This window comes from Siphonobacter sp. BAB-5405, from assembly GCF_002872335.1.
In the GTDB taxonomy this organism is placed as follows: domain Bacteria; phylum Bacteroidota; class Bacteroidia; order Cytophagales; family Spirosomataceae; genus Siphonobacter.
In genome coordinates this window covers 14968-37570 of sequence record NZ_NJAG01000030.1, presented here as the reverse complement: position 1 = coordinate 37570, position 22603 = coordinate 14968, and the positions used below count along the sequence as shown (strand labels likewise).

The 22603-nt window shown below is 49.8% G+C and carries 16 protein-coding genes; 10 read left to right on the top strand and 6 right to left on the bottom strand.

Features of this window, described 5'->3' with window-relative positions; genetic code table 11:
- Window positions 1-153 precede the first annotated feature (153 nt).
- The 3 genes from BWI97_RS18915 to BWI97_RS18905 all read left to right on the top strand — a co-directional run bounded on the left by BWI97_RS18915 (window position 154) and on the right by BWI97_RS18905 (window position 4416).
- Window positions 154-1851, top strand: a complete 1698-nt coding sequence (locus BWI97_RS18915; RefSeq protein WP_102202348.1) for a tetratricopeptide repeat protein — start codon at window positions 154-156, stop codon at window positions 1849-1851.
- Window positions 1852-2004: 153 nt separating this feature from the next.
- Window positions 2005-2736, top strand: a complete 732-nt coding sequence (locus tag BWI97_RS18910; RefSeq protein ID WP_233207909.1) for a DUF4292 domain-containing protein — start codon at window positions 2005-2007, stop codon at window positions 2734-2736.
- A 75-nt stretch (window positions 2737-2811) separates the two neighbouring features.
- Window positions 2812-4416, top strand: coding sequence for a murein hydrolase activator EnvC (locus tag BWI97_RS18905; RefSeq protein ID WP_102202346.1), 1605 nt, complete (start codon window positions 2812-2814; stop codon window positions 4414-4416).
- Window positions 4417-4489: 73 nt separating this feature from the next.
- On the opposite strand, the gene BWI97_RS18900 is transcribed toward BWI97_RS18905, so the two are convergent.
- A complete protein-coding gene (locus tag BWI97_RS18900; RefSeq protein ID WP_094814866.1) occupies window positions 4490-4672 on the bottom strand; it encodes a hypothetical protein in 183 nt (60 codons plus the stop codon).
- A 298-nt stretch (window positions 4673-4970) separates the two neighbouring features.
- On the opposite strand from BWI97_RS18900, the gene BWI97_RS18895 reads away from it, so the two are divergent.
- The 4 genes from BWI97_RS18895 to BWI97_RS18880 all read left to right on the top strand — a co-directional run bounded on the left by BWI97_RS18895 (window position 4971) and on the right by BWI97_RS18880 (window position 11927).
- Window positions 4971-5552: an RNA polymerase sigma-70 factor gene (locus tag BWI97_RS18895; RefSeq protein WP_102202345.1), complete on the top strand. Its 582-nt coding sequence runs from the start codon at window positions 4971-4973 to the stop codon at window positions 5550-5552.
- A 93-nt stretch (window positions 5553-5645) separates the two neighbouring features.
- Entirely contained in the window at window positions 5646-6608 is a 963-nt protein-coding gene (locus BWI97_RS18890) for a FecR family protein (RefSeq protein WP_146010975.1), read from the top strand.
- A 176-nt stretch (window positions 6609-6784) separates the two neighbouring features.
- A complete protein-coding gene (locus BWI97_RS18885; RefSeq protein WP_158242797.1) occupies window positions 6785-10162 on the top strand; it encodes a TonB-dependent receptor in 3378 nt (1125 codons plus the stop codon).
- A gap of 13 nt (window positions 10163-10175) precedes the next feature.
- Window positions 10176-11927 (top strand): RagB/SusD family nutrient uptake outer membrane protein, encoded by a 1752-nt coding sequence (locus BWI97_RS18880; RefSeq protein ID WP_102202342.1) that lies wholly within the window; start codon window positions 10176-10178, stop codon window positions 11925-11927.
- Between the two features lie 144 nt (window positions 11928-12071).
- Here BWI97_RS18880 and BWI97_RS18875 read toward each other — a convergent pair whose 3' ends face one another.
- Together BWI97_RS18875 and BWI97_RS18870 are read right to left on the bottom strand one after the other, a co-directional pair.
- Window positions 12072-12806 carry a LytTR family DNA-binding domain-containing protein gene (locus tag BWI97_RS18875; RefSeq protein ID WP_102202341.1) on the bottom strand — a complete coding sequence of 245 codons (735 nt, stop codon included), beginning with the start codon at window positions 12804-12806 and terminating at the stop codon, window positions 12072-12074.
- Window positions 12806-14404, bottom strand: coding sequence for a sensor histidine kinase (locus BWI97_RS18870; RefSeq protein WP_146010974.1), 1599 nt, complete (start codon window positions 14402-14404; stop codon window positions 12806-12808). The genes BWI97_RS18875 and BWI97_RS18870 overlap by 1 nt, the downstream gene beginning before the upstream one ends.
- 271 nt (window positions 14405-14675) lie before the next feature.
- On the opposite strand from BWI97_RS18870, the gene BWI97_RS18865 reads away from it, so the two are divergent.
- The 3 genes from BWI97_RS18865 to BWI97_RS18855 are packed head-to-tail and all read left to right on the top strand — an operon-like array spanning window position 14676 to window position 15963.
- On the top strand, window positions 14676-14921 hold the full coding sequence (locus BWI97_RS18865) for a hypothetical protein (protein WP_102202339.1): 246 nt from the start codon (window positions 14676-14678) through the stop codon (window positions 14919-14921).
- A 15-nt stretch (window positions 14922-14936) separates the two neighbouring features.
- Window positions 14937-15716, top strand: a complete 780-nt coding sequence (locus BWI97_RS18860) for a CPBP family glutamic-type intramembrane protease (RefSeq protein WP_102202338.1) — start codon at window positions 14937-14939, stop codon at window positions 15714-15716.
- A gap of 7 nt (window positions 15717-15723) precedes the next feature.
- Complete coding sequence (locus tag BWI97_RS18855) at window positions 15724-15963, top strand: hypothetical protein (RefSeq protein WP_141217549.1); 240 nt, start codon at window positions 15724-15726, stop codon at window positions 15961-15963.
- 7 nt (window positions 15964-15970) lie between these two features.
- Here BWI97_RS18855 and BWI97_RS18850 read toward each other — a convergent pair whose 3' ends face one another.
- Genes BWI97_RS18850 through BWI97_RS18840 form a run of 3 tightly spaced genes read right to left on the bottom strand, consistent with a single transcriptional unit; the run spans window position 15971 to window position 21993 of the window.
- A complete protein-coding gene (locus tag BWI97_RS18850; protein ID WP_102202337.1) occupies window positions 15971-19414 on the bottom strand; it encodes an efflux RND transporter permease subunit in 3444 nt (1147 codons plus the stop codon).
- A 44-nt stretch (window positions 19415-19458) separates the two neighbouring features.
- On the bottom strand, window positions 19459-20583 hold the full coding sequence (locus BWI97_RS18845; protein ID WP_102202336.1) for an efflux RND transporter periplasmic adaptor subunit: 1125 nt from the start codon (window positions 20581-20583) through the stop codon (window positions 19459-19461).
- A gap of 39 nt (window positions 20584-20622) precedes the next feature.
- On the bottom strand, window positions 20623-21993 hold the full coding sequence (locus BWI97_RS18840; protein WP_094814842.1) for a TolC family protein: 1371 nt from the start codon (window positions 21991-21993) through the stop codon (window positions 20623-20625).
- Window positions 21994-22603: the final 610 nt, after the last annotated feature.

Here is a 22603-nt window from a genome sequence, read left to right as displayed (position 1 = left end):
CCGTGTTTGTATACTTTCAGTACCCACAGGCGTTTTTTTGTGGGTATTGAAAGTATTAATTTTTGCTTTCAATTCGTTGAAATACAGTAAATTGTAAAAGTAAAAAGCTCCGAAGGTTATTTTTTCGCAATCCAGAGCCCACTGACAGCCTCTATGAAAGCAGTTGCCCTAGCCGTATTGATGGCTTTTTTGGCCGGGCCTACGATTGCCCAGCAAAAAAAGAAAAAAGAAGCACCTACGGCAGAGCAAATCGCCGAGGCAGAACGCGTATTTGCGGAAGGGATGAAGTTCTTTGTGCAGGATGATTTCGATCAGGCTATTCCTGCCTTCCAGAAGTCCCTGGAAATGTCCCCGGAAAACGCCGGGGTTAGTTATTCCCTGGCCAAAGCCTACGATAAAAAAGGAGATACAGACAAGGCCATGCCGCACGCCGAAAAGGCCTTTCTGCTCAGCCCCGAGAATAAATTCGCAACCACCTTACTGGCCGATATTTACGAGAAAAAACACAAGTTTGCCGAGGCCGCCAAGCTGTATCAACTGCTGGCGACGCGGTACCCCGAAAATACGGAATACGCCATTGAATTAGCCTCGCTGTACTTACAGCAGGATCAGTACGCTGAAGCTCTGAAAGCGTACGACAAAGTGGAAAAAACGCTGGGACTTTCGGAGGAAATTACCCAGCAGAAGCAAATGGTACTGCTTAAGCAGGGCAAAGTAAACGAAGCGATCAAGGAAGGCGAACGACTCATCAATTCCGATCCTTCGGAAGTAGAATACCTGGTGGATCAGGCCGAACTGCTCATGACGCACGACCGCTCGGAACAGGCTATTCCAGTCCTCGAAAAAATCCTCCAGCTTCGCTCCGACAACGCTCAGGCCCATATCATGCTGGCGGAACTTTACCGCAAGAAAGGCGATCTGAAACGCTGTAATGAAGAATTAGGCAAAGCCTTTGCCGACCCTTCACTCGATGCCACGACGAAAGCCCGCGTACTGACGAGCTACATGGCCATGTTGCCGCAGGAGAGTCAGAACGAGGATGTACTTACCTTCGCCCGCAGTCTGGTGCAAAGTCATCCGGAGCAGTCCCAGGGACACGTCATTCTCGGTGATTTACTGGCTCAGCGAAATGATAAAGCCGCCGCCCGGGATAGTTACGCGAAAGCGGTCCGGCTGGATGGTTCGCTCAACGAAGTCTGGCAACGGGTCATTCAACTCGACGGCGATCTTAACCAGATGGACAGCGTCGTCACGCATGCCGAACAGGCTCTGGAAGTATTTCCCAACCAGGCCGTATTCTGGTACGCTAGTGGCTCGGCCAATCTGGCAAAAAAGCAGTATAAAAAAGCAGCGGATGCTCTGGAAGAAGCCCGACGTCTTTCGAGCGATACGAAATTGCTAACGTTCATTCATGCCCAGTTAGGGGATGCGTACAATGCAATGGGTAAGTTCGAAGCTTCGGACGGAGCCTACGAAGACGCCCTGAAAATTGATGCCAATAATGAGCATGTCTTAAACAATTACGGTTATTTTTTGTCTCTGCGTAAGGTTAAACTTGATAAGGCTACCGAAATGACGAGCCGCCTTGTGAAACTGTTCCCGCAGAACGCCACGTATCTGGATACCCATGCCTGGGTGTATTTTGCTCGGGGTGAGTATGCCATGGCCCGTACGTTCCTGGAAAAAGCCGTCAAACTCGACGCTTCGAATGGAACCATCTGGGAACATTACGGTGACGTACTCTTTCAGTTAAACGAGAAAGAGAAAGCCCTGGAACAGTGGAAAAAAGCAAAAAGCCTGGGCGTAGCTTCGGAGCGAATTGAGAAGAAAATATCCACCGGATCGCTGTAAGGTAGTGAACGCATTTACAGTACCGGGTGAGCGAGGAAAAGACCGCACTTGTAACGATTGACCATGAAGCATTGGTTTGTATATCTTTTTTTAGGAATAGTTCTGAGTACGACGGTAAGTTGTAAGCGGCAGAAAACGCGTAAATCAGCTCCGATGGCCCGCGTCGATTCGGCCAGCGGCCCTACAGAAGTTACGAAGCTACCTACGATCCGGACACCGGAAGGAACCAGCGAGAAAGTAGCCATTGATGAGGTCGATTTCACGTATCTGGTGGCTCGTTCTAAAGTGTCTTTCCGTTCGAAAGCAGATGGTATTGACAATGCCGATTTAACACTCCGAATGAAAAAAGACAGCCTCATCTGGTTCACGGCTGGTCAGTTTGGCATTACCGGAGCCCGGGGACGTATCACGCGTGATTCGGTCACGATCGTCGATGTGCTGCATCGGAGTTATACGCAACTGAGCTTCCCGCAATTGAGTGCCCGCCTGGGTATTGAAGTCAGTTATGATCTGTTACAATCCATTATCATTGGCAGCATGCCCTGGAAAACCCAGATCGAGCAAATTCAAAAAGATAGCAGTACCTATATCCTTCGTCAGCGTTCGGGACCCGTACAGATTGCCAGTTATCTCAATCCAGCTACTCGTAAAATTGTGCAGGTAGAAGCTTCGGAAGGCTCCCGTCACTTACTTTTGTCATTCCAGGATTTCACAACCATTGAACGTTTCCTGTTTCCGCTGAGTAGTACCCTGACCCTGGCAGGAAAGACCGGAACGGGAACGCCGCAGCAAACCGTCGTGGAACTCCGGCACCGCAAAGTGGAGCTGACCAATCAGGTACAAACCTTTCCGTTCAGTATTCCCTCGCGGTACACCCGTAACTAGCCAAGTCGTAATTTATTCATAGTAGTGGTTCAACTTTTGCCTTTTCACATTTTGCGTATTTTCCCAACCTTGTCTTTGGTAAAGCGAATCGTACAGCCAAAGCTGATGGGGCTGGGCATTTTACTTTTTCTGGTAGGTCTTCAGCCCGTACTGGCCCAGCGGGGAAAAAAGAAAACGCCTACGCGTCAGCAGTCTGCTGCTGGAAAAGCAAAAGCGAAACAGGCTCCCGCGAAGGCTAAAAAACCGACGAAACCCCAGCCAGCTCCGAAAAAAACAACGTCGCAAAGGCCCACGTCCCGGCGTACCTCGCGAGCCGAAACGGAGGATACCGAAGTCTCCTTACGACAAAGCCGTCAGCAGCTCGAAGCCGAAAAACGCCGAAATCAGGAACGTATTACGGAGATCAACCGGGTACTCAACCAGACTGCCAGCAAAAAAACGGCTACGCTGACCGAACTCAAGGCCCTTAACAGTAAAATCGAAACCAAGTCCAAGCAGATTGATCTGCTTTCCCAGGATTTGAACCTGTTGAATCAGGAAATGCGGGGGTTGGCCGTACAGTCCGGCAAACTGGCCCGTGATCTGAAAAACCTGAAGCGGGAATATGCCTCCATGGTGTACGCGGCTTCCAAAACGGCCAACACGTACAATAAGCTGAGTTTTCTCTTCTCAGCCAACAGCTTCAATTCCCTGGTGATGCGGTACCAATACCTGCGTCAGTACACGGAAGCCCGCGAAACGCAGGCCCGGCACATTGAGCAAGTACGCGGCGAACTCGCCACCAAGCAGCAAACGATCAAGTACAAGCAGGTTCGAAAAACCGACGTCTTACAGGCTCAGGTAACGGAAACCAAGACGCTGGAGGTTACTAAAGAACGGCAAGCTGCCGTAGCCAGTGAACTAAGCAAACAGGAAACTACCCTGAAAGGAGAACTGGGCGAACGGACCAAAGCTGTCAACCGACTGGATAATGCCATCGCGAATGTGATTGAGCGTGAAATTCAGCGGGCTGCCCGAGAGCGGGAGGAGCGACTCCGGCGGGAACGTATTGCCCGCGAGCAGGCCGAGCGGCAGGAAGCTGCCGCCAAAGCCCGAGCCGAAGCCATTGCTAAAGCCCGGGCGGATGCTGCTGCCAAAGCAGCGAAAGCCGAAACGCCCGAAAAAGCGAAAGAAATTATTAAAGAAGCCGAGGAAGAAGTCGCGAAGACCCCCGAAGTGCGGCCAGCCGAACCCGTTCGGGCCAATATTGGAGCGGCTCCTGAGGCCGAAGCTGGGGCTTCGTTTGGCTCTTCCCGGGGACGGTTGCCCTGGCCGGTTCGTTCAGGGTATATTTCCGAACATTTTGGACTGAACTCTCCCTTGCCGGGAATTACGACCCGGAACCTGGGTGTGGATATTGCTACCAATATAGGTGAGCCCGTTCGGGCTGTGTACGAAGGCATCGTGCGGAACGTCATGTCCGTACCGGGCATGGGAACTGTAATTACCATACAGCATGGCGAATATTTTACTATTTACGCCAAGCTGGCCAGTGCCTCGGTATCCGAGGGGCATCGGGTAAAAGCTCGTGAAGCTATTGGAACAGCGTTGTCAGATCGAAACGGTGGAGCGGAAATCAACTTCCAGATCTGGAAAGGTCGCGGAAAGATGAACCCGGAAAGCTGGCTAGCCGGTAAATAGTTTGGTTAACTGTAATGCATAGAAAAAGCCGCCCGTGGATACCGTGGGCGGCTTTTTCACTAGGTGGAAGTAATTACTTTTTAGAACCTCCTTCCAGTTCTTCTATTAGTTTTTCCAGTATTTTGGATTCCGTATTTGGAAAATCTGCGTCTTCACGAACACTAGTACTGGAAGGTTCTTCATCATTACCTTCTTGATTATCTTTGGGCTGAGGGTCAGGAGTAGCCGAATTACTCCAGAGATTTGTTGAGTTCATAAGGATTCGCTTTACTTCTGCTTACAATACATTAAAAAAGTATTCCTTTGGGGAAAAAGCTACCCGTCTTTGCCAGAGAAACGCATGGGAAGCTTTTATCCAAAATGCCATTTCTAGGTAAGACGACACTTAAGAGCCTTGGTCAAGTCCAACCTTGAACGTATACGCTCAAAAAGCGAATAACGCTGCACAAGGTACCATTTCCACTAAATGTAATTGAATAAGTTTTGAATTATTTGTACCTTTTTTATGATTTTTGTAATAGTTTGTTCCGATATACCCTAGACCATGCTTAGCAATGAAAAGACGGCTTCTTCATACTGATGAAAACCTGCTGCTGTTACTTCGTCAGAGCAACGCTCAAGCGTTTGAAGAAATTTACAACCGTTATTGGTCGAAACTCTATAGTCAGGCCTATAAACGCTTAAAATTTAGAGATAGTACAGAAGAAGTCATCCAGGAGTTATTCGCCGATTTGTGGGAAAGACGAGCCGACTTACGGATTACTTCTTCCCTCGAAGCGTATTTAAGAACGGCAGTAAAATATCTGGTTATCAACTATTTCCAGCGGGAAGAAGTTCGCCATCGGTACTTAGCCTATTACGAACAGAATAACGATCCAGAGACTTCCTGTACGGAAGAAGAATTGGCCTTCAATGAGTTAGAAAATGTCTTACAGCAACACGTTGCGTACTTACCTCCGCAAAGTAAAAGAGTCTATGAGCTGAGCCGACAGCATCACCTGACGATTCCAGAAATTGCTCAGCAGTTAAATATTTCCGAGAAAACCGCTGAAAATCACTTAGGTAGAGCTATCAGAGCCTTACGTAGCTCCCTGCGAGAATACGTCAGCGTCTTCGTTTTGTTTATTTTCTCATAAAATTTTAAATTTTTCGGTGACAGGCTTGGGGGTAAACCCTGCGTTGCCACACTTGGTACATAGAAGATCAATGTGTACTTTCGCTGTCTAGGTATGAAGCCACTCTTACCCGTTGAGTTACTAGAAAAATATACAGCTGGAAACGCTTCTCCCGAGGAACGGGAGCAGGTAGAACGATGGTACAAGTCCTTCGAGTCCGATAAAGATTTATCCGACTCCTGGCGTGCACCCGAACGGGAAGAAATAAAAAAGGAGCTATACAGTAAAATTACAGAACAAGTCGGCCTTCCCAGGCAGCGTTCCCTGTTCGACTGGAAACGAGCCATTGCTATCGCTTCTGGAATTGTCCTGGTTCTATCCTTAGGTTTCTATGTCTGGAAGCGAGAAATGACGGGCTCGCAACAGATGGTTTACGAGAATCCAACCAAAGAACTGAAGCGACTCACGTTGCCTGACCAATCCCAACTATGTCTGTATCCTGGTGCACGTGTCAACTTAGACAAAGATTTTGGCGATGATACCCGCTCCTTAACCTTAACAGGGATTGCCTTCTTTCAGGTCAAGCGTGATGAGCGTCGCCCTTTTATCATTCATAGCAAAGGACTGGTAACGCAGGTGCTGGGAACCAGCTTTCTGATTGATGCAAATCCGACTTCGCGTAGGGTAGAGGTTTCGGTGCTTACGGGGAAAGTACGGGTGAAAGAGGAACAGTCGAAAAACTATATCGTGCTGTTACCTAAACAGAAAGCATACTATCAAAAGGGGGAAGAGACCAAAGTATATGAAACGTCAGAGCGAGATCCTTCGAAGGTCTGGGAGAAAGGCGATTTCGTATTTGTAGATACGCCCTTAACGTCTATTACGGAGGCTTTAACCCAGCGATTTGGCGTTGTATTCGAGATAGAAGACGAAAAAATTTATCAGTGCCAGCTCTCTGCTCATTTCACTAATCAAAATTTACCTGATATCCTGGAAATGATCAGTAAATCACTAAACATTTCATACGAGCTTAACCAGAACCGAGTCATCGTTAAAGGTCAGGGTTGTTCCCTATAGCAACAGAACCCTCTTTTCAATTCGTATACGCTATTTTCTAAAAAGAAGAAGGGTGGTACCAGCACCCTTCCTCACCTCCGGCATCACTCTAACCGAGTGACAGGGAGCTTATTGACTCAATTCACCCTAAATCTATGAAGCAAAATCTCCTTATTTCACCATTCGTTGGAAAAATTATGCGGATCGCACGCATGCAGCTTTTCTTCTTACTTCTGGTCAGCATCGGGAAAGCAGAAGTAACCCATGCTCAGCCTGAAATTGAAAAAATAATTTCCGTAAACTGGTCCAATGTTACCCTGAAACAAGCGATTCAATCGCTGGAAAAAAGGGCTTCGTTGCATTTTGTCTATAGTCAAAATGTTATTGCACTGGATCAGAAAGTGAACCTGGTCAGCAAACGTGAAAAGGTAAAAAACATTCTGGATCGTTTGCTTATACCCTTGCAGATCAAGTATGAAATCATCAATGGAAACATTGTACTGAGTCGGGTAATGTCCTCAACCGTAAGCACACCCGCTTCGGCCCTCGCTATGTCGTTGCAGGAAAGAGGGTCTCCTTTGCCATCCGTAGAGCTTCAACCCCTGCCGGATCGGATCGTTCGTGGACAGATTACCTCTGAAACGGGCGAGGCGTTGCCCGGCGTCAATGTCATGGTGAAAGGGACAAACGTGGGCGTCAATACCAATAACGATGGGAACTACCAGTTGTCGGTACCAGAGGGTTCATCCGCCATTTTAGTAATAACCTCCATTGGCTATCTCAAACAGGAAATTCCCCTGGGCAGTCAAACGCTGGTGAACGTACAGCTGAAACCCGATGAAAAAGCTTTACAGGAGGTGGTAGTCGTGGGGTATGGCGAACAAAAGAAGGTAAGCTTCACCGGATCCGAGTCCATCATCACAACCCGTGAATTGAAGCAAAGCCCAACGGCTCTGCTGAGTAATGCCCTGGGCGGGCGTATGGCGGGGTTGGTTACGGTGCAGCGTTCGGGGGAGCCCGGTTACGATGGGGCCAACATTTGGATTCGGGGCCTGGGTACTTTCGGCTCAAACCAGTCGCCTTTAGTACTCGTGGATGGGGTAGAACGGGATTTCAACAACATCGACCCACACGAAGTCGAGAGCTTTACCATTCTCAAAGATGCCTCTGCTACAGCCGTGTTTGGGGTACGAGGGGCCAATGGCGTGGTATTGGTAAACACGCGTAAAGGAACCGGGGGTAAACCCAAGGTATCTCTTACCGTAGAAAAAGGATTTTTAAGTCCGACTCGTTTGCCCGAATATGTAGATGGATACACCTACGCTACGCTGTATAATGAAGCGAACCGGAATGCTGACTTACCCCTGCCTTTTACCGACGAGGTATTACAGAAAATTAAAGACCAGAGTGATCCTCTTCGATACCCTAACGTAGACTGGATGAAGCTAATGAAGCGTTCGGCGGGTCAGGAACACGTAAACCTCAACATTTCGGGTGGAAATACAACGGTACGGTATTTCGTCTCTACGTCCTATTTTCATGATAAAGGTTTTTTTATTGAAGATCCCCGCAACGCCTATTCAACCAATCTGGGTCGCCGTCGCTTCAATTTAAGAACCAATGTCGATATCAATCTCAGTAAAGATCTGGAGTTGAGCATTGGCATTACGGGCATTACGGAAAACCGGAATTTCCCCGGAACCGGGACTCAGGAGATTTTCAACCTGATGAACAAAGCAACCCCGATTCTGTATCCGATGGTGTATCCGAATGGACGTATACCTGGCACCGTTGCTTCTGCCCAGCAAAATCCGTACGGTCGGCTGACGCAAACCGGCTACGCCACCGAGTTCAGAGGAACGACGCAGGGAACCTTTGGACTGAAGTATAATCTCGGCCGATTAACGAAAGGCTTGAGTGCGATGGGGCGTTTTGCTTTTGATAGCTATAGTAGTAGTAATATCGCTCGTAAGAAAAACTTTGAAACGTGGCTGGTTTCTGCTGAGAATGACCCCACTACCAGCGAGCCGATCTACAATCTGACGGCTGAAGGGGACAAGTTTTTAGGCTACGGTATTGATACCTGGGGTGAAAGCCGCAGTTACCTGGAAGCAAGCCTGAATTATAGTCGCAGTTTTGGCAGGCATGACATTGGCGGGATGCTTCTCTACAATCAGGGTGGCCGGCAGGCTACGGCTGGTTCAGCCATCGGGTCGTTACCTTACCGACGGATGGGCCTGGTCGGAAGAGCTACCTACGGCTGGAAAGAGCGGTATTTTGCCGAAATTAACTTTGGCTATAATGGTTCAGAAAACTTTCCACGGGGTAAGCGATTTGGCTTGTTTCCTGCTTTCTCCGGCGGATGGGTCGTTTCGGATGAACCTTTCTTCAAGAATAACGTGCCTTTTATTTCGCTCCTGAAACTGAAAGGTTCTTACGGGATTGTAGGGAATGACCAGATCAACAACCAGCGGTTTATGTACCTGACTACCCTAAAAACAACCGATGGATACCTGTTTGGAACCGAGTTCAATAATGGAATCGGAGGCATTATGGAAGATGCCATTGGTAATGCCAACATTACCTGGGAGACTTCTCGCAAGTCGAATGTGGGCATGGAACTGCGTGCGATGAAAGATCGAATTTCCCTGATACTTGACTTTTTTCGGGAGCACCGCACCAATATTCTTACCCAACGAGGAACGGTACCCGACCTTTTAGGAATTCAGTCGCTGCCCTATGCAAATATCGGAATCGTAGACAATAAAGGCATTGATGCGACCCTGACGTATCGAACGTCCATTGGACCCGTCCGAATGGATCTGAAAGGAACGTATACGTTTGCCCGTAATCGCATTATTCATAACGACGAACCTTCACGCCGATACGATTATTTACGTCGGACAGGCCAGCGAATTGGTCAGCCTTTTGGTCTGGAAGCTATGGGGATCTTTAGCAGTCAGGAAGAAATCAACAACAGCCCCAAACAGGTTTTTAACTCGACGGTGGTTCCGGGTGATGTCAAGTACCGGGATACGAATAACGACGGAACGATAGATATCTATGATGAAAAGCCCATTGGGTTTTCTAACATTCCCGAAATGGTTTACGGCTTTGGAGGAACCTTCACGTATCAAGGATTTGACTTGTCTTTTCTATTCCAGGGCGTAGGTAACGTATCCGTGTTCCGCAACTACGAGGGCTATATTCCTTTTGCTCAGGGCCAGTTTGGGAATGTCCTGCAGGTAGCTTTAGACCGCTGGACCACGGAAAATCCCAATCCTAACGCTTCTTTCCCGAGACTGTATCCTGGGAACAATGACAACAACTATCGCAACAGTACCTTCTGGCAAATCAATGGTAATTATTTACGCCTGAAAAACGCCCAGCTCGGCTATACAATTCCGAAACTCTGGGCTCAACGGATCAAGGCTGACAATATCCGGCTGTATGTGAATGGCCTGAACTTACTGCTGTGGGATCGGATCAAACTCTATGACCCGGAGAGCGGCGACGGTGCTGGAAAATATCCGCCGTCACGCGTTATCAACATGGGCCTCAATGTGAACTTCTAAGACTATTAAATGTATGAAAAAGATAGTAGTACGATTCCTGATTCTGGTTACCGTTAGCCTGTTTACTTCCTGCGAAAAGTACCTGGATAAAGCCCCCGATGAGCTTCTATCGCTGGAAGTTACGTTCGCCAATCGTCAGTATACGGAGAACTTCCTGTATCGCATTTACGCGTATTTACCCAGCTATAACTTCTGGACGGATCTCCCGTATAATGGCTTGGCCGATGATACAGACATTACCTGGAATCGCAGTAATTACCCTAGCTACGATATGAATTTAGGTAACTGGAATCCAACCACGGGTCTGGTGACGAACCTTTGGAAAAATTACTATCAGTCGTTCCGGCAAATTGCAATTTTCCTGGATAATGTCGATAAAGCCCCGATTTCTACGCAAAACAAGACGCTCTACAAGGCTGAAGCCAAATTCTTGAGAGCCTATTATTACATGAATCTGGTTCAATTGTACGGGCCGGTTCCGCTGATTCTGGATCAGGTATCCTTTGAAGCCAGTACCTTCAATATTCCTCGTAATACGTTCGACGAGTGCCTGACCCAAATTTTGAAAGACCTCGACGAGGCGGCCACCGATTTGCCCCTGAAACATGAGAACATCTGGGCTGGGAAACCTACCAAAGGAACGGCTTTGGCGATGAAAGCCCGCATCCTGCTCTGGGCTGCCAGCCCATTAGTCAACGGAAATCCTGACCTGGCTGGACTGGTGAACCGCGATGGAAAAGCATTATTTCCTACGGCTTACAGTAAAGAGCGGTGGCAATTGGCCAAGGCAGCCAGTAAGGCCGTGATTGATTTGGGTATCTATAATCTGTATACCGTACTGGATGATAAAGGAGCCGTCAATCCCATGGCTTCCTACAAGGGATTGTTTATTAGCCAGTACGCCAATGAAGAAATGATCTGGGGACGGAATCTGGACGGGGGTAATTCCCTGGTGCTGGATCGACACTGTATGTTACGCAGCAAAGGCGGATGGAATGGCGTAGCAGTTACACAGAAATCAGTTGATGAATATGAAATGGCGAATGGAAAAGCCATCACGGAGTCGGGCTCGGGCTACGTGGAAACGGGTTTCTCCCAACAGGCTACGACTTACGCCCCCAAAGGAACCTGGAACATGTACGTGGGCCGTGAGCCTCGTTTCTACGTAACGGTCAACTACTCCGGAGCACCCTGGTGGGACAATACCAAAGCGGAATTCTTTTACAAAGGAAAAGACGGCAAGGAAGTGGGCCGGGATGATCATTCCCGGACGGGTTATCTGCTGCGTAAATTCATAGACCCTGTCAGTGATCCGATCGCCAACCGGAACCGGGCGAAACTATTCCCCTACATTCGACTCGCTGATATTTATTTGATGTACGCCGAGGCTTCTAATGAACTGGAAGGACCAACCGCTGATGCCATTGGGTACGTGAATAAAATCCGTTCAAGAGCGGGGCTTCCGGCTCTAGCCTCCGGTCTTTCGCAAACCGAGTTTCGTAAAAAAATTCAGCATGAGCGGGCGATTGAACTGGCCAGCGAACAGTTACGCTATTTCGATTTACGTCGCTGGAAACAGGCCTCGGATTTAAAGGGAAGTTTTGAGGGCATGTCCGTTGATTTAGGCTCCAGTGCAACCGACGAAAGTTTCTTCAAACGAACCGTTTTTGAAACCAGAGTTTTTGAAAATAAGCACTACTGGTGGCCCATTCCCCAAAGTGAAGTGGATAAAAATCAGGCGATGATTCAAAACCCCGGCTGGTAAGGAAGGTCGTTCGTTACGCCGCCATTTCGTAAGACAGTGAAGGATTGCTCGCAGACCACCCACGCTCCTTTAGGGCGGGTGGTCTGCCTGGTTTTAGGAGTTATCTCTCCAGTTTCGCCAGGGCTTTATCCGCAACGGTCTACGTTAGCGTTTGTTTAACGTCTTAGACTCCAGGGCTTTGAAAAACTTTTCCCGGTACGTTTCACCCAAAGGAATCGCCGTTTTTTTATCCAGGAATACTTCATTGCCTTCAATGTACTGGAGACGATCCAGAGCGATCAGATAGCTCCGGTGAATCCGCATGAAGCGGCGTTCGGGCAGGCGTTCTTCCACTTCTTTCATCGTCAGTAAGGTGACTACGCGGCCCTGATCCGTATAGATGCTCACGTAGTTGCCCAGCCCTTCCACGTACTGAATGTCGGAAAGCGTAATCCGCTGGGTACGGTTGTCGGCTTTGACGAAAATGTAATCTTCCTCGGCGGGTTGCGGAGGTACGGTAGGGTTGGGTGGCGTTAGGGGTGAACGCTGGTCCAGAGCTTTCTGGGCGGCTTTGAGGAACCGGTCAAACGCTACGGGCTTGAGCAGGTAATCGACTACGTTGTATTCGTACCCCTCCAGAGCGTACTGACTATAAGCTGTGGTCAGAATTACTTTGGCCCGGCCGTTGAGTACCTTGATAAAATCCAGCCCCGAAAGCTCGGGCATGTGAATGTCGATAAAAATCAGGTCAATGGGTTCACTATATACTTTTTGCAGGGCTTCAATCGGTCCCAGGCAACGCCCCGCCAGTTTCAGGAAAGGCGTCTGATTGACGTAGTGCGTCAGAATGTCGAGAGCAGCGGGCTCGTCGTCGACCAGCAGGCAGTTCAATGGATGCATTAGAGTTGGATCTGAAGTTCAGCGGTATACTCCTGGAGCTGATCGTGTAAATTCAGCGTATAGCGGGAAGGGTAAGCCAGTTCGAGTCGCCTGCGAATATTATCCAGCCCAATACCCGTCGATTCTTCCTTCGGTCCCTGCCGTTTTTTATTACGAACGAAGAAGGAAAGCCTTTCGGAATCAACCCGTAAGTTAATCTGTAAAGGGAAACCAGGGTCGTGTAACTCGCCGTATTTAAACGCATTTTCTACAAAAGTGATCAAAAGCAGGGGCATGATACGACGAAAGGCGGGACTGCCTTCCATCGTAAACTGTACCTGTAGGCGATTGGCGAACCGCAACTGATTGAAATCCACAAAATTCTGTAGATGTCGTACTTCCTGTTCCAGCGGTACTTTCGTTTCGGATTCCTGCAGGCCATACCGCATGATTTCCGAAAGCAGCAACGTCGCCCGGGATAGATTTTCGGATAAAGGCAGAGCCTGGGCGTACAGAAAGTTGAGACTGTTGAAGAGGAAGTGCGGGTTGATCTGATAGCGGAGGGTTTGAAGTTTCGCCGCGGTGACTTCATTTTCGAGTTGTTGCTGGCGTTGGATTTCCCTTTGCCGTTCTTCACTCAAGAGACGGAGCTTCTGCTGATCCCGTACGGCCTGTAGGGCATAGCCATAAATAAAGCTGATCAGAATGGGATACGCTTCGCTCGACAAGGTACGGGCCATGCCATAGCCGGTAAGCTTAGCCACGGAAATCGTATGGAAGTTCGCGTGGTTCGCCAACACGTCGATGCCATCCAGGTACGGCGGCCAGCCTGCTTTCACGGCGATACCGAAGAGAATTCCTTTCAGGATCGCCGAAATCACCCCAATACCTAAGGCACTCACCACGGCCACAATCAACCGGTTCTGGGATAAAAAACGGAAACTGCTGCGTAGACAAAGGTAAAAGGCCGCTACCGTAGGAACCAGCAGGAGCAGTTCCATGGGCAGATAAAACGTTTTTCGAAAGAAATCAAACAGGTTGGAAAGGAGCAGATACGCTACCCAGCCCAGCAGGTGACCTAAGACCAGACTGCTGGTTTTTGACGGTTGTATCCACTGTTCCAGCCGTTTGGAAAAGAGGGGTAAGGGCTGCCTGCCCCGTTGATACCAAAGAATTAATACTGTAAAAATCAGTCCTTCCAGTAGGGTGAAGCCTAGATTCAGCAGGATCCCGACGATCTGAGGTAACACGGGAGCAAAGGCCGGTTTGCTTTCCATCAACCCATCCCTGAAGCCCCGCTGGGCATCGGAATTCGTCGAAAGGAGTCGATCGACCGGGGTATACTGCAACAGGAACCAGGAACGGAACGCGGTCCAGACTCCGAGTAGCAGGAGCGTAGCCAGCAGAAACTCCGCCCGTTTGCTTTGCTGCCAGTAGGGGAGGCAGACGTAATACTGACTGACAAACAACAATACACCCGAGCTGATAAAAACCAGAGCGTAGTTCCGTAAATACGTAGCTCCGTCGGCAACGATCAATCCGTAAAACACCAGCCCGTACAGGCCAAACGCCACGACTAGTCCCAACCACTTCGGCAACGCTTTTATAAACAGGGGCATACGCAGGAGTTCAGAGAAAATCAAAAGTACGCAGAAAAGAAATGGTCGACGGGTTTGTATGATCAATCCCCCGTCCGGGTGGATGAATACCCGTAGCCTTTGTACGAACCCTACTGGAATGGACGAATCCCCGATTCGGCGGTACGAAGCCTTTTACCCGGTGTAACCCGGCTTCGTCACGGCGTAGGCGGGCTTGGTCATCTTAACTTTTCTAAGCCCCGGAGAGCGGCCAATTTTGGATCATCAATCACACACAAACCATCCAAAAATCATGAACACTGCCATTCGTCTGAGATTAGCCACGGCTGTACTGACCCTTCAAATCTTGGTAAAACTGGTTCAGGGTAGCCAGAAACTAGCTACCATGGACTTCGGAAAATGTACGGATAAGTCCATCTGGTACAACCTCGGGTACTGGGGAGCAACCAGCGTTCTGAATATCATTCTCCCGGCCCTTTTGCTGTTCGTACTGGTGACAACACTGGTACAGGCCTTCCGTAAATCCACGATCCTCTAAACCCAAGACCTACGCATGAAAACGCTGCTACTTTCCTCGTACACCTTCAAAACGACCTACGCGGGTCACCGTTCTTTTTCACCGAAAGCCCTCTTCAAAGATGTACTGCGATTTCTCCGCCACCCCAAGGTACGGGCTTCGTCTGATTCATCGCTGGCTATCCGGGTGCGTCAGGTGGGGTTACTGACGGTTGCGAATTTCTTCCTGGCGGCGGTTGTGGGTCTGCTGCTGACCTTTCTGCGACAGCAGGGCATGCTGGAAGAAACCGAGCTGAGTCCGGAATACAGGAAGTTATTTGAGCATCTGCCGATGGCCCTGCTGGCGGGCGTAGGGATTGCTCCGCTGCTGGAAGAATTTCTATTTCGGAGCTGGTTACGCAGTCCCCACCAGGCCTTGTATGTGCTGAGTGCCTTGCCACTCTATGGCTTGTTTGTCGTCCTGCAACCGGTATGGACCATGCCGGTGCTTTATTTCTGGCTGGGGTATTTAGTAATCGGAATCCTGATCGAAGGACTGGGCCGGACGCGAATCCATCGACTCGATGCGGCTTTGTATCCCTTCTTTTCCCGAATCTTTCCCCTGCTATTTTACGGTTCGGTACTGATGTTTGGCTTCGTTCACGTGAGTAACTATACACACGTTCCGCTGTTGCTGTACCCGCTGGTCACCTTACCCCAATTGATCAGCGGTTGTTTACTGGGCTACACCCGGATGCGGTACGGATTCTGGTATGGTGTAGGACAGCATGGCTTACATAACCTGGTTTGTATTCTAGTCATGTTCCTGTTTCAGTAATAGGCGTATGAAAAGAGGTCGTTCGCTCCAACGCTATTTCGTTTACTTCTTAGGCTATGCTCTAATAATGCAGGGCATTGGCGTAGGTATGGAAGTCGTGTATCCCTGGCTGAAAGGCCATTCCTGGTCGGAGGCCTGGGCTTCGTATGCCGGAATCAGTAAAACCCTGGCGATTGCCATTCCGGCCGCGTGGGCCTACGTTCAGCAGCAAAAGAAAAATCCCCGGCTACTTGGCCGGGGATTGTAAGGAAAAATTAAATCGCCATCTCAGCGGATTCCGGTAAGGGTTTTCCCTCGGCCGGGTCCACTTTTCCGAACCACTTCATCCGTACTCGTTCGTTGATGTAGTACAGACAGGGCACCACGATCAGCGTCAGTACCGTCGAGAAAATAACCCCGTAGATGATCGTCCAGGCGAGGATATTCCAGAATACGGCACTATCGCCACCGATCACAATATGCGGGTTGAAATCGCTAAAGAAGCTGGCAAAATCTACCGTCAGACCAATGGCCAGCGGAATCAGACCCAGAATTACCGCCGAAGCCGTGAGCAGTACAGGCGTCATCCGAATCCCACCGGCTTCAATAATCGCCTGCCGGAGCGGGAAGCCCCGTTGTCGCAATTCTTCGGTAAATTCAATCAGCAGGATACCGTTTTTAATTACGATCCCCGCCAGAGCGAAAATCCCTACGCCCGACATGATCACCGAAAACGTCTGGTTGAAAATCGTAAAGCCCAGCAGTACCCCAATCAGCGAGAGCAGAATGGTACTGAAAATGATGACGGGCTTAACGGCCGAGTTGAACTGCGTGGCCAGGACTAGATAAATCAGCAGAATGGCTCCCAGAAACGCACCGCCCAGGAAGTTGGAGGTTTCGGCCTGAGCTTCCTGTTCACCGCCCAGAGCCATCGTATAGCCGTTGGGCAATTCCATCTGGTTAATCACCTGTTGGAGCTGAACGTTGATTTCGTTGGCGTTAGCTCCGGGAACTACGTCCGAACTCAGCGTAATGACCCGCTCCTGATTTTTCCGGTTAATCTGGCTGAACGTGGTCGAATAGCTGATGTTGGCTACCGACGATAGCGGTACCTGCCGCAGTTGCCCGCCCAGATTCATATCGCGGTACACCACGTCCTGACTCAGCAAGCGTTCAATCTGACTGCGGTCGTCGGGCTTCAGACGAAGCATGATCGGATATTCATCTTTCGCATCCCGGAATTTACTGATTTCTAAGCCGAATAAAGCCGTACGAATGGCTCCGGCAATCTGCTGGGAACTGATGCCTTCGCGTTGGGCCTTGGTCCGGTCGATCTGTACGATGATTTCGGGTTTGTTCGTAATCAGGTCGGATTTCAGCTGATCGATCCCCGTAATGCCCGATTCCTTGAGCTTCTGCCGAAATTCCTTTTCAATCTTCATCAGCGGCTCGAATTCATCCCCCGCAATTTCCACCTGGATGGGTTTCCCCGTTTGCGGCCCGTTCTGCTCGCGTTCCACCGAGATTTCCGTACCCGGAATGCCCTGCATGGCGTTGCGTACTTTTTCCAGAATGGCTTGTGAAGAAATATCTCCGCGGTCGGTACTTTTCACAAAGGCAACGGTCACTTTCGATTTGTGCGGCGTATCCGAGCGGTCGGGGTTGAAGGGATCTCCCGCATTCTTACCCACGTTAGAAATAACGGAGTTGACGGCTTTCGTAGCCTGATTATCCGCCAGAATCTTGAAGACCCGCCGCTCGATTTCCTTCGTGACGCTATCGGTAACGACGGCATCCGTACCGACCGGCATCACGTTATAAATGTAGATGTAATCGGGCTCGCCGCTGGGGAAAAAGACCACTTTAGGTTGCCGAATCGCCGTAGCGACGATTGCTACAATCAACAAGCTGAAGGCCGCGACAACGGCCATTACGGGACGCCAGCCCTGAATTACCCAACTGACCAGTCGCCGATAGCCGTGTTGCAGTTTCGGTAGCGTGTTTTCCTGGAAAGGAACCAGAATTCGCGGCGTCAGGATGAAATGGTTGAAGTAGTACAGCAGCAGCAGGAACACGAAAAAGTTACCCACACCCCGGTTAATCAAATAGCCTACCAGTGCTAGTGCCAGCATGGCAAACGTGGGTTTGCGGAGCTGTTGCCAGTGTTGTTTCTGTACGTGTTCGCCGTGTTCGTCGTCGTGCCGGGTCATGAAGCTTACCGCAAAAACGGGGTTCATGACGTAGGCAACGAACAGCGAAGCAAACAGCGTAATGATGAGCGTGATGGGCAGGAATTTCATGAATTCACCCACAATGCCCGGCCAGAATAACAGCGGGAAGAAGGGAGCAATCGTCGTGAGGGTACCCGAAAGTACCGGCACGAATACTTCACCAGCGGCGGCTTTTACGGCCTGCTTGATGTCCCAGTCCTTGTGCTGATTGAAGAGGCGGTGGGTGTTTTCGATCACTACGATGGCGTCATCCACCACGATCCCTAAGCCGAGTAGAAAGGCGAAGAGTACAAGCGTATTCAGCGTAAACGCCGAGCCAATCAGCGGCCCTACGAGCGGGAAGCAAACAAACGCAACCAGCGTCGACAGCGGTACCGAAAGTCCCACAAAAATGGCATCCCGAACGCCCATGAAGAACATCAGAACCAGTACCACGAAAATGAAACCGAGGATTACGGTATTGATCAGATCGTGGATGTCGGCTTTGGTTCGCTCGGACTGGTCCGCGGTAATCTGTACCTTCAAACCCGCCGGAAAACGATCCTGTTTGTACTCTTCGATGATCTTTTCGATGCCTTCAGAGGCAGAGATCAGGTTAGTTCCGGCCCGTTTAATGACGTTCAGCGTAACGACTGCCTTGTTGTCCAGACGAGCGAAATCCTGCCGTTCTTCGTAGCTGTCCTGTACGTCGGCTACGTCGCCCAAACGAACCGTTGCCCCCGTAGACGTGCGAATCTGTAACTCCCGCATTTGGGCTACGTCGGTAAACTCACCTTTGACGCGAAGCGTACGCCGCACGTTATCCACATTCAACTCGCCGCCCGAAATGTTGATGTTTTCACCCTGAACGGCCTGCTGAATGTCGTAAAAGCTTAATCCCGTGGATCGCATGCGGGGCAAGTCCACATTGATCTGAATTTCCCGCTCCAAGGCTCCGACAATATCCACGCGGCTGATTTCGGGCAGCCCTTCCATGGCATCCTGCAAATCCTCGGCGTAATCCTTGAGTTTCTGTAAGGGGAAATTGCCCGCCAGGTTGACGTTCATAATCGGGAACTCCGAAAACTCGACATTTTGAGCCGTCGGCCCGGCGTCGAGTTCGGCGGGTAAATCCTGTTTCGATTTGTCGATGGCGTCGCGTACGCGTTGGAGGGCGACTTCCGAGTTCACTTCCGGCAAAAATTCCACCAGAATGACCGACACATCATTCAAGGCATTCGACTTGACCGACTTCACCCCCGAAAGCGACTTCAACTGCTTTTCGATGGGTTTATTAATCAGGTTTTCAATATCCGCCGGAGCCGTACCGAAGTAGACCGTATTGATGTACACCTGCGGGACCTTGATGTCCGGGAACTGCTCCTTGGGCAGGTTCGTGTACACCAGAAACCCCGCCAGCGTAATGATGACCGTGAAGATGTATACGGTCGTTCGGTTTTCTACGCACCAGTTGGTAAAACCGAGGGTTTTGTATTCTTCAAATTTCATTGCTTGGATGGTTGAGAGAACGCGGAGACAGGCCCCGCGTTTCGTTAGTAACTAACCGCTTGTCCGTCCGTTAACTCCTGGTAACCCACCGTAATGAGGGCATCACCGGCTTGCAGGCCTTCCGTAATTTCGATCTTGCCGCTGTAGCTCAGGCCGGTTTTCACGGGGCGGGCTTTGGCTACTTTCTTGTTGCCTTCAGTAGCGGCAACGTACACAATCTGACCGTTTTCCGTATTCTGAATCAGGTTCTGGTCAATTACCAGTGCATTGGTTTTCGTGACATCATTGATGAGTACCTGAGCCAGCATATTGGGTTTGAGGTCTTTGCTGGGAGGCAGGGTCGCTTCAATGGTGAAGGTCCGCGAGAGCGGATCTACCGTAGTGGCAACGAAGCTGAGTTTCGCTTTCATTTCTTTTTTCAGATCCGGAAGCTTGATGGTCACGGCGTCGCCCCGGCGAATGTTGGCAGCGTAGGTGTCGGCTACTTTCGCCATTACTTTCAGACTGCTCAAATTGACGACGCGAAGGATGCTTACCCCCGGCGTCGCCATCATGCCCACTTTACCATCGACTTGATCGACCGTACCGGCGATGGGAGAAGTAACCTTCGACTGATTCAGTTGCACTTGCAGCGTCGCAATCCGTTTTTCCAGAGCTTCCTTGTTGTTTTTAGCCTGGAGATACTGAATCTCCGTACCGATCTGCTGATCCCAGAGGCGTTTCTGTTTTTCGTACAGGGTACTGGCCAGGGAAAGCTGATTCTTGGTTTCCTCCACGGATTCCCGCAGAATGGCATCGTCAATTTTAGCCAGCGGGGTACCCACGCCCACCGCATCGCCTTCCTTGACGTAAATGGCTTTGATCACACCCGAAGCCTGCGGACTCACCTGTACGTTGTTTTTCGCATCCACTGTACCCTGCACCTCAATCAAGTGTTCGAAGGTACTGGGTTGCAGCGGCGTTACGGAGACGGCCTTCACTTTGGTTTCTTCCGCTTTTTTAGGATCAAGCTTGGCGATTTCACCTTCCAGCGTTTTAATCTGGCCCGTTAGCTCGGCCTGTTGTTTCTTTAATTCAGCCAGTTCGGCTCTTTTGCCTTCCAGCCCTTCTTTTTTCTGGGAACAGGCAACTACGAAGAGGGAAATAGCAAGTAGGTATGTGACTTTCATGAGAATCGTTTCCGTGTGTGAAGAGATTGGTTAAGTCCGTTATTCGGTGTACAGTTTACCCGCGGCTTTGTCCAGGTCAACTTTGGCGACCAAAGCATTGTACAGGGCAGTGTAGTAATTGGTCTGAGACTCCCGGAAGCTGGCTTCGGCGTTGATGACTTCAATGTTGGAACCTACACCCTCCCGGTACTTGATTTGCGTAACTCGCAGGACTTCCTGAGCCAGATCGAGGTTCTTTTGTTGCTCGCCTAGGGTAAACCAGTAGTTACGAAGCTGTACTTCCGACTGACTGAGTTGCAAGTCGATGCTCTGCTCAAGAAGTTTCATGCTGTTATCAATCTTGAGGAGGTTACTACGGGACTGGGAAAGCTTGTACCGTCGCGTAAACCCATCGAACACCGGTATGTTGATGGCGAAGCCAATCGAGCCAGCGTCCAGCCAGGGGCGGGTAACAAAGCGGGCAATGGTTTGCCGACCGTTATAAAAGCCATAATTCCCCGTCAGCGAAAGCGTAGGCCATAAACTGCGGCTGACATTCTTGACGTCAAGTACCTGTAGCTGGCGTTGCGTTTCCAAGGTTGAATACTCAATGCGGTCCGCGTATTGAAAGGGTTTCTTGACCTGCTGAATCATCGCTTCGCTGAATTCCGTTTTGGCCAGCTTTTCACTTAAGGCCATCGGTTGATCCAGTGGGTAACCCATTTGGTACTTGAGTAGCAGGTAGGCGAGATCCTGTAATCGCTGTACATTCTGCTGTTCCGTAACAAGGTTATTTCGCTGGACCTCAATTCGTTGTACGTCGATTTTTTCAACGAGGCCTTCCACGTTCGAAGCCCGCGTATCTCGCAATAGGGTATCCAGCCGGTGCACGTTTACTTCCAGCAAACTCAGCCGTTCTTCGTTGACGAGTACGGAGTAGTACGCTTTTGTTACGTTTTCAGCAATGGTAATCTTGCTGGCCGTCAGGTTTTTGTTCGCCAGCTCGGTATACACCTTGGCGGCTTTCAGACCTAGCAGATACGAACTGCTGAATAACAGCCAGTTCAGATTAGCGACTGCATTGGAATTGTAACGAACGCCACCTAACGCCAGGGCCAGTTCTTCGTCGCCCGGCAGAGCGGGCTCACCGGGAATGAAACTCATACCGGGTGGCATAAAGAAAGGCTGGGGTTTGATGGTATGCGAAAGCCCGAGTGCTACGCTGGCCTGGGGTAGACCCGTGGCTTTGATTTCGCCGATACGAGCCTGGGCGATCGCTACATCCAGTTGGGTATTGGAAACATTGCGATTGTTTTTGACCCCGTAATCAACAGCCTCTTTGAGGGTGAAGGTTTGCTGGCACAAACCCGTAAAACTGACAATGAAGCTACACCAAAGTGTGCCCCATCGGATCAGAATGAGTGGTTTCATGGGATATGGTTGTGTTGAACGCATTTCGGTTATGAAGCGAAATGCGGCTTAAGCGTTGAATCCCGTTGAAGGATTCGTTGGATGAATACGTACTCCGAAGATGATGGGTCCGGGGATGAAGCCGGATAGGGGCCATAGGTGCCTGGCCCCCGAGTTTTTACAAGCTCATACTCGTAGTGAAAGGAATCGTTGATTGGTTAAGAATAGGCCGAACAGGAACCGATCAAAGCTACGAAGTTTTTTCCAGGATGAGAAAACTTCGCCGAAGCAGACGCTGCATAACAATCATGGGATCATAGCGTTAAGGATGAGACTTCAAAAGTCAGACGGGTGGCTTTACCAACCTATACTTTTAGGATAGAGGGACGAATTTTCATGATGAACTACCGGACCGTACGAAACCCCAGCCTGACACAGGTATGCTGTAAATTTTCTGAAGCAAACCTAAGACCGGGTATTGACAACCCTATGTCAGCAGGAGCATTTATTTTTTACTGAATCCGGCTAATTTTCGCCTACCCCATCGCTATACGACAGGCTATTTACCCGACTCTGACCAGGTCAGGGATGAGCAGGTGTTTTCCGAATGCTTATACATCTCAGTCAGGCT